We start from the raw sequence: 11,927 nt of genomic DNA, 5'->3' as shown, positions 1-11,927 counted from the left end.
TCTGGTTCGCGTGCACATCAAAGTCCTGAGCTAACTCACTCAAGGTTTTTTCTCCGCGAATAGCAGCAAGTGCCACTTTCGCTTTAAAAGCCGGGCTATGGTTCCGGCGAGGACGTCTGCTCATGATGGTCTCCTGTTCTTGGCATCATGCCAGTTTCAGGAGCTAAATCCACTTTCACAACCTGTCCAAATTTCCCGAGCCAGCTCTCTCTTCAAAACCGCCGCTTGCGCTACCACACACAAGACGCTTAACATCAACAAGCAAAAGGGCCAGACACTCCGCTATTCGAAAACCGATTTTGTCCAATTATCCCTGATGACGGACACTCTGTTCGGATCAGATCCAATCCAGCGATTTCCAGCGAGAAAATCGGTACCTCCAGTTTCTGGTCAAGTGTGGAGGCCGATGCAGGACATAATTCCGTTCATATTGAGAGTATTTTAAGCCATAATTGGTCGCAAACACGAACAAGGACCTTAACTCAGTCAGTAACGCAACTTATTGATAATAAAGTCAATGTGCTATTCCATATTAAACTCGAAGCGCCTATAGGAAATGAGGTTACTATAAATCAGTGGATTCCTGGCTTTTGGTGACTGTGGTAAAGTACTCCCTTCTTTCAATGTCTACTCTCACTACTCACAGGAGCGAGGTTTTTGTCTTGCCCATTTGAGCAAAAATCCATACCTTTCGACCTCACTCAAGAAGTTTTAAATACTCTACCATTTGAATTCTAAGCAGCCTTCAAAATTGTTAGAATTGACTACTTGCGACGGTTTATATCCCTTTCAAAATGTCTCGCTCCTTCATTCTCTGTCGTATCACTGTAAACGTTGCTAGCAGGAAAATTGTGATCCAGAATTCCCGTTTTCGAACTGTGTAGGTATACATCCAAGCTCCTGCCTGACCGATTATAAACGGAAAGAAGAAAACTAAAAAGCGTTCCATTTCGTTGTTCCATCTCAGAATGAAGACACTTCGCATGATATGATAAAGAAAGAAAAAGTATCCCAAAAATCCGATAACTCCCGAGGTTGCCAGAAGGGCGACGTAGGTGCTGTGGATCTCGAACTCGTGATAAATGCCTTCAATGTTGCCAAGGCCAACCCCAAAAATGGGGCGATCTGAGAATGCTGCAAAACCAGCTAAGAGATTGCTGAAATAGAAACCAGAGGAGAAATTTTCTAAGCCTGATTTAGTGAATTTTGCTTCGAAACGCCACATCGCCCCCTCAACCGTTGATAGAGAGAAGGAAATCACAAAAAAGACCACAATCCCGATCACAATTGATGAGATGACAAACATGCTGCCAACGCGTGCATCAGAGCTTTTCCTTGAGACAACCATCAGTACAATCAAAAGGAGAAGGAAACCAACTACAAGACCTAAGAGAGAGGCGCGTTTTCCTGTCAGAATGAGCGCTAACAATAGCGTCAAAACCATTGAAGCGTTCAGAAATGTACGTGGGATCAGCCCTGATAATATGGCTGCTAGTCCAATCGTGGAGAATGCTAAAAAGTAGTTCCCTGCCTGCCCTGTATTCCGGAAACTACCCGCCAATCCACCAACAACCGGGTTCAAGTATGGGAAGAAAAAGAGAACTATAATACCATAGAGCGCCAGTAGAAAGGAGCCGAAAAGAATCGCTTTGGTAAGTTGACGGGCGAATGTTACATCCATTTTTGTAGGCATTAAGTTAAGAAGTGCAAGTGAAAACAAAACAGCAAATATATGAACGCATAATTCGATGTAAGCGCCCTGCTGATCATCAGCAAAAGTGCCTGAAATAAAAAAAACTGCAAACAACGGCAAGATGCTAAGATAATGACGCGTTATGCGAATTCTTCCACGATTCCGCATTATCATTAGGAATGCTAGGCCAATCAACAGGATTAAGATCAGATCTCCTATTGAGACACGCCCACCAATTCCATGCCCAGGAGGCGACAAGGTTTTTGTCAACCCCGCAGCTACGGTCGCTAACCATGCACAAAAGATAGCTATTTTTGAGGTACTTAGCGTCATTCGTTGCCCGACACATTCTGCATAATCCGCCCCAACTGAGCATCTCCTTCTGCTGGAGAAAAACGCTCAGCACCATTTCCCGGGAAGAATGTCATTTCTCCTAGTTTGAGGCCTGATGGCATGAAATAGAAATCTACGCGGACAAATCCGAAGCCTTTTGAGAGCTGACGTGCTGCCTCAAGCGCGTTCTCAAGCAAGGCAGGTTTGCGCATTGGGACCGGATTGCGCTCATAACACATTGAATATGGGAGAAGCTGCCAGCTCGTATCATACAGTTGGCGGGTATGGTGTGTGTACCGACCATGATCGACTTGAACAGCAAAAGGTTCACCGTCTGCACAAAAGAACTTAAAGTCCTTGGGTGGATTGCCTGTTTCATCACGCAACAACGGTTCTACGATGATCCGTTTGCTAAGCCCCTTATAGTTCGGCTCCCGGCTGCGTTTATAGTAGTCCTCAGAGAACCAACTTCTGAAGACTTCTAAGTCTTCCAAAGAAAAGGCCTTACCGTTCTGGGCGGTTCGAATCAAAGCTTCGCCACTGCCATGTGTCGATTTGGCAATAAGCTCACCTTCGAAATGGAACGCCTCAATATCCCAAGTATTCTTAAAGACACCAAGTGTGGGCACAATCAGGTGCTCCATACCGATCTCAGAGAGCCATTTTTTTACTTCTGCCTTGTCTGTCACACGACTTGCGAGTGCAAGGTCCCCCCGAAAAGCCCATTTTTGCGCAAGGATATGCTCGTTAAAACTGCGTGGCTTCCGCGGATTCGGGAAATATCCCAAGCGTTTTCGCGCGTTTAAGATAGAAAGTGCGTTGTCCCAGAAATGTCCGGTTGGAAGGAAGTTTTGTAGCTTCATGAGCTGTCACTCCTGGTCACGAGGTGAGAGTGTTAGATAAGAAAGTCGCCACACTCCGCAAGCTAACCAGCGAAGGCCCAGTGACCATGAAAGAATGGCTGCAGAGGATGCAATTGCTGCACCGTTGATGCCCAGATACGGGATCAATGTCGCATTTGCAGCAACGGAAAAAACACCCGATGCAAAGAAGATCCAAGCCGTGCGCTTCTGATGTCCTTGCATATAAAGCGCTTGCATAGTTGCTCCGTTAGCGGCCACAGCCAGATTAGCAGCGCAGAGGATGAGCATCACTGGATAGGCTGGCAGATATTCTGGACCCGCTAACAAGGTGATAATTTCGTCTCCCCAGATTGCAAGTGCTACGAGAGCAAACAGGCCGAAGGCGATTGAGAAGAGAACACTCTTGCGAAGGTATCCTGAGATTTTCAAGGGAGCTGTCGTTCTATCTGCTGTCGCAAGATAGGGCGCATAAAGGTGGCCAATGGCTTGTACGCCAAATGTGACAAGCACTGATGCCTGAGCGGCGATGCGGTAGATTCCAGCTTCTTTTTCTCCGGCAAGCACACCCAGAAGTATCGTGTCGATCTGGCGATTGAAGATCAGTAGTCCTGTTACAATCGCGAAGGGAGCGACGAGGTGTAGCCATTCACGACCACCCATACGGTCTTCTTTTGGGACGGGTAGCAGGTTGTGAAGATATGGGCGGGAAAGCAGTAGACTCATAACAGTGATAGCGATCGCGGCTGCGATATAGGCTGCAACAGCGAACTTCCAGCCTTGCGCCTGCATTTGCTCCGTCAAAAGAAACGCTGTCGCCAAGACTAACAATGGCACAAGAACGGTTCCAACAAGGATCGCAGCATTGGGCCGGAAGCTGCCACGCAAGACCCCTTCCATCAAGCCCGTGAGGCACAGGAATGGAAGAGCCAGTGAGAAGAGTGCTACACTTACAACAAAGGCATTCGCGTTTTCACTCAATGCCACAACTGTCCAAAGACAGACGATCGGCACGCCTGCATAAAGGAGAGACAAGCGAAGTCCGGTTGCCAACAGAGGTCCTGCCTGTTCAGCTCCACTTCGTTCACGAGCAATAGCTACATGCTTCGTGATCAACGTGGATGCGCCGTTTTTGATCGGGATTGCCAGCAACATTATTGTTGCGAGCCCGAACGCAAAGACACCAAAAGCCGAAGGTCCAAGTATTCGTGCCAGATAGATGGTCATGGCAGCACCGGCCAACGCCTCAGTGCCTTTGAGGGCCAGAACCTTGATGCCAGCCTGATGTCTGAGCAGGCGAGCGATCATAGCAATGGTTCCTTTTCAGAACACCCGAAACGTTTTGGCTTAGGAGCAAATCGCATTGTTTTCATTTTGGTTTGCACGGGACTAGAAATATCTCTCTGGAATACGGATGCTATCACCAGGGCGCAGATAAAGGCGTGCACCTGTCAGGTTCACCGGTACTTCATAGTTGCTTCCAACTGGCCGAATGAAGATGTTGGATGTATTCGCGCGATAAGAATATCCGCCCGCAACAGCGATGGCGTCCTGAAGGGTCAGTCCGTTCTTATAGGAGTATTCTCCTGGCCGTGCGACTTCTCCCTGAATGAAGAACGGGCGTGAGCTTATAACTTCCAGGCTCACGCGCGGTTCTTTCAAATAGCCGTCTTTGAGTGCAGTGATGATGCGGGATTCCAGCTCTTTTACACTGCTGTTGCCAGCGGGAATATCACCGATGAGAGGCAGATCGAGCTTCCCTTGATCATCGACAACAAACTCACCTGAAAGATCAGGCTCTCCAAACACCATGACACGCAGCTTGTCACTTGGACCAAGGCGATATACCTCTGGCTGTGAAAAGACGCGGCCAGATGCCATCTGACTTTGCGTGTTATGTTCTGCGAACTCGCCCGAAGCGCAGCCCTGCAGAAGGCCAAGGATAACGAGACCTGTTAAGCCATTGAGCAGTTTTTGCTTCACACCAATTCCCTTTTCTTCTGTCTCAACTCTCTTTCATCCTGCGGCTAACGTGGTTGCGAACCAATGCGCGACAAGAAAGAGTAAACCGATGATTTTACGTACCAAAGTCAATCTAGAATGAACCTTAAAGGCCTTCTAAAACGCTTACGGTACTGAGATTTTGACCTAGGCCGTCGCCTGCAAAATAGAGGTGTAGTGGTCAACTACTATTCTCTCATCAAAGGTCTGTTCAGCCTTTTTGCGTGAGGCTTGCCCCATCTCATTTATTGCGGTCTCACTCATCATAAGAAACTGCCGCATTGCAGTTTCAATTGATTGCGTGCTTCTTGGCTCACAGAGGAAGCCATTCTGGCCTTCGTCAACCACGTCCTTGCATCCGGGAATGGTCGTTGTGATGATGGGACGGCCCATAGCAGCGGCTTCAAGCAACGACCTTGGTGTGCCTTCCTTGTAATAGGAAGGAAGCACAACACAGTCGGCATCAGCGACAACCGGACGAACATCTTTTACTGATCCCAGGTATTCAACGACCCCATCGGCTGTCAGTCTTTTCATATCGTCTTCACTTAATGCACCGGCCTTTCCGGAGCCTGACGGACCCAATAAGACGAAGCGGGCATCCGGAAAGTTGGGAGACAGAGCACGAGCTGCCTCGACAAACTCCATAACCCCCTTCTCGCGCAGCATCCGCGCGACGAGTGTAAAAGTTCGGCGATGACTATTGCCCGGAAGAGCCGTTGAATGGAAATTTGTAAGATCAACGCCTGACCCAGGCAAAAGGCAGGCTTGCTCTTTGGAAATCAGACTTGTTTTGACAAAAAAGGCAAGATCCTCAGGGTTTTGAAGGAACACTCGTGGGCATCTGCGAAATGCAGATCGATAGAGCCCTTTGATTAGACGGGCGAACAGATCATCACGGTCAAAGACACTGCCCATTCCTGTAATATTCGGGATAAACGGAATGCTGAGCAAGCGCGCAGACAGAGCTCCGTAAATGTTGGGCTTAATTGTAAAGCCCAGTGCTGCATCGGGTCGATACCGTCGTGTAATGCCGAAAATCCGCAGGAGCAGCTTTAATTCAGCGACAACCGAGGTTCCAGTGGCATCCATGGGGAGCTCTATGTATGTCACACCCATTTTTTTGAAATCTGGCGTGTAGTCATCGCGAGGGGCCGCTGCAATCAGCTCATGCCCTTCTCGCAGTAACTGCTCAATCAAAGTACGCCGGAAGTTGATTAGTTTAAAGCTGCTGTTGGCAACAAGAAGTATTCTCATTTGTCATGTTCAATCAAGTAAACTAGGTATAACAACAAACCCACCTGCCCTTGCTGCTGCCCCTTCAGAGCGACTGAGCAACCAAAATACAAGTTGATTTCTGATCCATGCTGGCCTGCACTGCAGTGCCTGAGCACGATTGCTGTAAGATTAAATTTTTACTGAACATTCCCAGTGAACACTTGGCACCCAAAGCAACCTAGGACGTAAATATTTTACAAAAAGCAATTAAGTCAATTCAATAAAATGATTTTGCAAAGTATTGTGAGGATTACGCAAATTGAAATCTAACTTAATAAATTACCATTACCATTTCATTCTAATTATACTAAATTATCCACGATAACACAGCATTTTTCTCTTAACACATCTCACGAATATTCTGAAAAATTGAGAGGATAGATTGGTTTTTTCAAACCCAGCAGTCGTGCATATGCAGTCTAATTCCCATATTATTGAAGCGCAAAAACGTATGTTTTCCGCCAAAAAAAATACGCAGGATACAACTGGGCGGCATTTTATGGAAATTTTATGAAGCATACTTCAATACCGTTAAAGTATATATTAGTTAAAATTCTCGTATAATCGCACATTAAAATAGTTAAACTATTACATGTATATTTATAAATTAAGTTATGTGACAATCTATATTTATCATATTGACTTTATTACTTGGAATCAAATACCTACCCCAATTGAAATCAGAATAGCATTGGTAAGAATTCTACGAAAACTCTAACTAATGCGATGCGTAGATCTGGTTTTCTGTTGCGTCATTCAGCAGGTGGTTGAGCTTTGCAGGGATATAAGCAAAGCAAGACTGACATGCTGTATCGCAAACAGTTCGTGAGGTAGCTCTTCTGAGGGTATTGGGGGCTTGCTCAAATTGAGACCATGGCGGGATGAAGTATTTCTTTCCGTGAGCGACAGTAGTTAGAAGTGCACCATGATTAGAATATTCGATGTAGTCTTTAGTTTTGCTATCTTGCTGATTGTATCACCCATCATGATCTTGGTAGCTATCTTGGTACGCACCAGACTGGGCAGCCCAATCATTTTTAAGCAAGATCGTGCCGGTCTAAACGGCGAAGTCTTCCAAATTTACAAGTTTCGGAGCATGACCGAGGAACGTGATGCATCTGGTAAGCTTCTTCCGGATGATCAGCGACTAACATTATTCGGTCGTATCTTGCGTGCAACAAGCATTGATGAGCTTCCAGGTTTCCTGAATGTTTTGAAGGGCGAAATGTCTGTTGTTGGGCCACGTCCTCAACATGCTGGCTTTTTGAAACACTATTCGAAGCGTCAAATGATGCGTCACTTTGTGAAACCAGGCATTACTGGCTGGGCACAGGTCAACGGACGCAACAGCATCGATTGGGATTCCAGATTCGAGCTGGATGTCTGGTACGTCGAGAACAAGAGTTTTTGGCTCGATATGAAAATCATCTTCATGACCATGATCATCGTTCTGCGTAGAGAAGGCATTAGCGCTGCGGGGCACGCAACCATGCCAGAATTTCAGGGCAGCCAACTTTCAGTGTCGCAGAAGGACTGAACTTTGCGAGTGAAAAGAGTGGGTTAAGTTCCGCTCTTTTCCTCGGTGGTGAGGTCAGAATCGTTCAAGCAACGCCCAGAACATGCAGGCGCTCAGAACGTCACTTTCATCTCATTAGACACGACATAAACGCATCGAGCTAGCACGAGCCTCTTTCGTCGATCTGGGCCCGTCACAGAACAAAAAAATGAGTTCCAATCAAATGTGTAGCGTAAAGATATATCTGCTTTCCTTGGTGCTTACATGAATGGCGTGAAGTTCACTTTTGCAGCCTGCATGGCCGTTTCAGCTCTTGATGCTGCAACGGCTTCAGATCTTTCCAGCGCTCTATTGCAAAAGGGGGGCGGATATAGCCTGCGCTCTCACCCGGAATACAATGCTCAAGGTATTCGGCATGCAAACTGGGTTTTCATGCCATCCCTAACCTCCGGGCTCTCTTTCAACAGCAATCTTTATAAAACGAGAGATCATCAAGAGAGCAGCATGGTGGGTGTCTTTACTCCAGCACTTGCGATCAACTCTGACATGTCACGTCACCGCATTCACTTCAGCTTGTCCGGGCAACGTAAGCAGGTATTTTCCAATTCAGATGCCTCCACGTTGTCAGGACGCGCTTCAGCTGGAGCACAGCTTGAAGTCCTTAAAGACTTTGCATTGGACCTCGGCACAAGCATTGAATCCAAACAGTATGGATTGGGTGATGCAGATGGCTCTTCGGACGCAAAACACGGTGTAAGGCGTGATGCTTACTCTGCCTCCGCCCGGGTTTCAAAGGTCTTCAATCGCCTGAGGTTCATTGGCGGCGGCTCTGTAAATCATTACAACTACCATGACGTTGAGGCCAAAGATGACGGCACCATTGATCAAGACGCACGCGATGGCACACGATACAATCTGCTAGGTAAAATCAATTACGCCTTTTCGCCGGGGCTCAGCGCTTTTGTTAGCGCGGAATTTGATGCGCGCGACTGGAAGGCGACCGGTGCAGAAAATCGGGACTCAAATGGCTTTGAGTTTCTGACGGGACTGGAGCTGGATAAGCGCGGCAACCTGCACGGAGCTGCTGGTATCGGGTACCTCAGACAGGATTATGATCTGGGCAGCCGCGGAGACATTTCAACTTATTCTTTCAATGTTGATGTTCAATGGATGCCCTCTCCGCTCCTTGTCGTAAACTTCGACGGGCGCCAAGCGGTGGAAGAGAGCTCACTTGACGGATATGTCAGCAAACTCACCTCAACCGCCAAAGTTTCAATGGATTACGAACTCCGACGAAACTTTGTCATTTCACCAATTTTCTCTTTCAAACGCGAGGACTTCGCAGGCACCAGCCGCCGCGACGATACACTGCGTGCGAGACTGGAAACAAAACATCTCATCAACCGCAACCTGAAGTTCGGTGCCTACTATGACTTTGAGAGGCTCAAGTCTACTGAAGCTGCAAGCAGTTACAGCCGGCATCTGATAGGGATCAACGCAAGAGTAGAGTATTGAGATCCATGCAAAATTCCCTAGCATCGAATGCCACACCAGAAGACACAATCAATCTTCGACTGGTTTTTCAGTTTTTGCGCAATTACTGGCTGGTGATCCTCAGTGTCACTGGCATTGTCACCATCCTTGGTGTCACATACTCTATGGTAACTTCACCTAAATACACAGCAGTTACCTCAGTCTACATTGAAACAAGGGCTGCGAATGTAGTTGACGTTAAAGCAATACTTAGTGGTTTTGGCTCCGACGACAAACTCTTGAAGAGTCAGATCGAAATTTTCAGCTCAAATGCTGTTGCTAAGCGCGTCATCAATGAACATGACTTAGAGAATTCATCAGAGTTTCAACTCACTCCTTCTTATCTATCGGAGGTGTTTGCGAAGATCTCCGGTGAACCTCCTGCATCAGCCAGTCTTGAGCAACGAGTTCTCAACGGGCTTAATGTTACCTTGAACCGCAATACCACCGTTGTGGACCTCTCTTATCAAGCAAACTCTCCTGAGATGGCTGCTAACCTAGCAAATGGTTTTGCTGATGCTTATCTAGCAGACCGATTGGCAACCAAATACGATGCCATTCGCGAAGCAAGTGAATGGTTGAGCGTTCGCCTGTCCGAGCTCGGCGTGAAAGTCCGCAGTTCTGAGCAAGCTGTTGAACAATTTAGAAGTGAATTCAACCTGCAGGTTGCGGGTGGTGGGACGATCAATGAGAGACAGATCGCCACATTGAATCAACAACTTGTATTCGCGCAAACAAAAACTGCTGAAGCTCAAGCCCGAGTCGACCAAATTGAGAAGGTCCGTGTCCGAGGTGGCTCTACCTCATCGTTTGCTGATGCTGCACAATCTGCAGTGATTACTCAGTTACGTGCAAAAGCATCTGAAGTAGAACGCAAAGAGGCAGCACTTACTGTAAAATATAGTCATAAGCATCCAGCAGTGGTGAGTGTTCGCTCTCAGTTGATTGATCTGCGTCAGCAAATTGAAAAAGAGTTGCAGCGTATTGTTGACACCGCTCAAAATGAACTAGCAGTTGCAGAACGTCGTGAAACTTCAATCTTTGACAGCCTTGAAAAATTGCGTGATGTAACAAGTACAGAAAATCATGCGCAGGTGTACTTACGTGAGTTGGTTCGAGAAGCAGCTGCAAACAGAACTCTTTATGAATCTTTTCTTGCACGCCTTAAGGAAACTCAAGAGTTTGAGAAGATGGATTCTGTTAGCAGTAGGGTATTAAGCCGCGCAGAAATTCCGAGTCTCGCCAGCTTTCCAAATAAGAGATTGTTTCTCGTTGTCTCTCTAGTTTTGGGTCTGATTATCGGAACTTTGCTTGCACTTATCATCGAGCTTTTCGACAGCACATTAAAAACAAAAGAAGACGTTGAAAGCCGCATCGGCCTCCCGCTCTTTTCGCTAGTGCCACTGATAGACCATTACGCTACTAAGTCGCGTATGACCTCAATCTTTGGCTTCTTAATGGCTAAAAGTCCACGTACTCAACGAAATTATAAAAGCAGCCATGCATTAAATAAAGGAATTTTTAAGTTTGCATCGGCAAACCCACTGAGCCATTATGCGGAATCCATTCGCGAATTGCGATCACGGGTCAAATTCTCGCGTCTGGACAACCCGATCAAGACACTGCTGATTACCTCGGCCATTCCAGGAGAAGGTAAATCCACCATTTCACGCAATCTGGCTCACTACACTGCGAAGGCTGGAGAGCGAGTGCTGTTTATTGATGCCGATATGCGTCGTCAGATCTCAGCAGATGCGCCGGGAGATCTGAAAGAAAAGAGCCTTGCAGATGTCCTGACAGGAAAAGTGACCTTTGCTGAGGCTACCAAACATGAAGAAGGCTCAAACCTTTATTATTTGCCTGCTCCAAGTCACCGAGAACTCTGGGAGACAGCCGAACTGCTCTCTTCCAAAGCAATGAAAACGCTGCTGGATGGAGCGAGTAAGTCTTTTGATCTGGTCATCATCGATAGTCCTCCAACATTACCACTGATTGACAGCCGTGTACTCTCTCATGTTGTCGACGCCACCGTGCTGGTTGCTTCATGGAACCACACGGACGGCGGTTTAGTTGAGCAGGCAAAAGACCTCCTGGATCAAACTCCAGGAAAAACGCTCGGAGTCATTTTGAACAATTTCGATGTGAGCAAAGCCAAACTCAACAAACACCAGGCGTCTTATGGATATGGCTATTATAAGTAAATTTGAATGGGATAGGATATTATCCTATTACATGCTCACGACAACATGCATAAAGCGAGTTTCTTAGGACAAACATTCACTCAACATCTACCAAATTTCAGTATCCCTTCTCACATACGCTTTTCAACTGAACCACAGAGGAACGGATATGTGTGATGCGTGTGTTGTGCGGATGGTGAGGGAGCGGTTGTCCCGGAGAGGGTTTATGTGTGGGGCGGCGGCATCCGTTGCGGGTGGTGCTGTGCTGAGTGCATCTGCTTTGGCGGCAACGGCGAATATTCTACCGGAGAGTGTTTCGTTTTCAAACGTGATTGACCTCACCCAGACACTGACGCCTGATTTCCCGACGTTTGAGGGTGGTCCTGCATTTGAAGAGAGCTACGAATGAGCCTCCCCCTTTGAAGTGGTCCACGCCTATAGTTAGGAAACCGGAGGACCATAGATGGCTATCAAGCGCCCCAAACCTGAAGATATTGTTGTGAAGTTACGGCAGGTTGAAGTTCTGATGGGGC

At 47.1% G+C, this 11,927-nt stretch carries 10 protein-coding genes; 4 read left to right on the top strand and 6 right to left on the bottom strand.

The genetic code is table 11. The features are described 5' to 3' along the window. The 6 genes from PsAD37_RS27615 to PsAD37_RS15145 all read right to left on the bottom strand — a co-directional run. The coding region (locus tag PsAD37_RS27615) for a transposase (protein ID WP_193778219.1) at positions 1 to 124 on the bottom strand (124 nt) is incomplete at its 3' end. A gap of 654 nt (positions 125 to 778) precedes the next feature. After that, positions 779 to 2,026, bottom strand: coding sequence for an O-antigen ligase family protein (locus PsAD37_RS15165; protein ID WP_063296867.1), 1,248 nt, complete (start codon positions 2,024 to 2,026; stop codon positions 779 to 781). Continuing rightward, positions 2,023 to 2,889: an ATP-grasp fold amidoligase family protein gene (locus PsAD37_RS15160; protein WP_063296866.1), complete on the bottom strand. Its 867-nt coding sequence runs from the start codon at positions 2,887 to 2,889 to the stop codon at positions 2,023 to 2,025. Before PsAD37_RS15160 ends, PsAD37_RS15165 begins: the two co-directional genes overlap by 4 nt. A 6-nt stretch (positions 2,890 to 2,895) precedes the next feature. Next, positions 2,896 to 4,194 (bottom strand): oligosaccharide flippase family protein, encoded by a 1,299-nt coding sequence (locus tag PsAD37_RS15155; protein WP_063296865.1) that lies wholly within the window; start codon positions 4,192 to 4,194, stop codon positions 2,896 to 2,898. Between the two features lie 81 nt (positions 4,195 to 4,275). Beyond that, positions 4,276 to 4,869, bottom strand: a complete 594-nt coding sequence (locus PsAD37_RS15150) for a polysaccharide biosynthesis/export family protein (protein WP_208986661.1) — start codon at positions 4,867 to 4,869, stop codon at positions 4,276 to 4,278. A 165-nt stretch (positions 4,870 to 5,034) separates the two neighbouring features. Further along, the gene (locus PsAD37_RS15145) at positions 5,035 to 6,144 is read right to left on the bottom strand and encodes a glycosyltransferase family 4 protein (protein ID WP_084407840.1); all 1,110 of its coding nucleotides are present in this window, start codon (positions 6,142 to 6,144) and stop codon (positions 5,035 to 5,037) included. A 946-nt stretch (positions 6,145 to 7,090) separates the two neighbouring features. On the opposite strand from PsAD37_RS15145, the gene PsAD37_RS15140 reads away from it, so the two are divergent. From PsAD37_RS15140 to PsAD37_RS28810, 4 genes are all read left to right on the top strand, one after another. Beyond that, the gene (locus tag PsAD37_RS15140) at positions 7,091 to 7,702 is read left to right on the top strand and encodes a sugar transferase (protein WP_063296864.1); all 612 of its coding nucleotides are present in this window, start codon (positions 7,091 to 7,093) and stop codon (positions 7,700 to 7,702) included. Between the two features lie 243 nt (positions 7,703 to 7,945). Then, positions 7,946 to 9,196: an outer membrane beta-barrel protein gene (locus tag PsAD37_RS15135; protein WP_063296863.1), complete on the top strand. Its 1,251-nt coding sequence runs from the start codon at positions 7,946 to 7,948 to the stop codon at positions 9,194 to 9,196. A gap of 5 nt (positions 9,197 to 9,201) precedes the next feature. After that, entirely contained in the window at positions 9,202 to 11,415 is a 2,214-nt protein-coding gene (locus PsAD37_RS15130; RefSeq protein ID WP_063296862.1) for a polysaccharide biosynthesis tyrosine autokinase, read from the top strand. Between the two features lie 205 nt (positions 11,416 to 11,620). Next, positions 11,621 to 11,803 carry a hypothetical protein gene (locus tag PsAD37_RS28810; protein ID WP_063296861.1) on the top strand — a complete coding sequence of 61 codons (183 nt, stop codon included), beginning with the start codon at positions 11,621 to 11,623 and terminating at the stop codon, positions 11,801 to 11,803. The last annotated feature ends 124 nt before the right edge of the window (positions 11,804 to 11,927 follow it).

It is taken from the genome of Pseudovibrio sp. Ad37, assembly GCF_001623075.1.
Classification (GTDB): Bacteria; Pseudomonadota; Alphaproteobacteria; order Rhizobiales; family Stappiaceae; genus Pseudovibrio.
This window is presented reverse-complemented; position numbering and strand designations above follow the sequence as displayed.

Coding starts and splice junctions, on each gene's coding strand:
- PsAD37_RS15165 (WP_063296867.1), bottom strand. CDS start 2,026: ATGACGCTAAGTACCTCAAAAATAGCTATCTTTTGTGCATGGTTAGCG.
- PsAD37_RS15160 (WP_063296866.1), bottom strand. CDS start 2,889: ATGAAGCTACAAAACTTCCTTCCAACCGGACATTTCTGGGACAACGCA.
- PsAD37_RS15155 (WP_063296865.1), bottom strand. CDS start 4,194: ATGATCGCTCGCCTGCTCAGACATCAGGCTGGCATCAAGGTTCTGGCC.
- PsAD37_RS15145 (WP_084407840.1), bottom strand. CDS start 6,144: ATGAGAATACTTCTTGTTGCCAACAGCAGCTTTAAACTAATCAACTTC.
- PsAD37_RS15140 (WP_063296864.1), top strand. CDS start 7,091: ATGATTAGAATATTCGATGTAGTCTTTAGTTTTGCTATCTTGCTGATT.
- PsAD37_RS15135 (WP_063296863.1), top strand. CDS start 7,946: ATGAATGGCGTGAAGTTCACTTTTGCAGCCTGCATGGCCGTTTCAGCT.
- PsAD37_RS15130 (WP_063296862.1), top strand. CDS start 9,202: ATGCAAAATTCCCTAGCATCGAATGCCACACCAGAAGACACAATCAAT.
- PsAD37_RS28810 (WP_063296861.1), top strand. CDS start 11,621: ATGTGTGGGGCGGCGGCATCCGTTGCGGGTGGTGCTGTGCTGAGTGCA.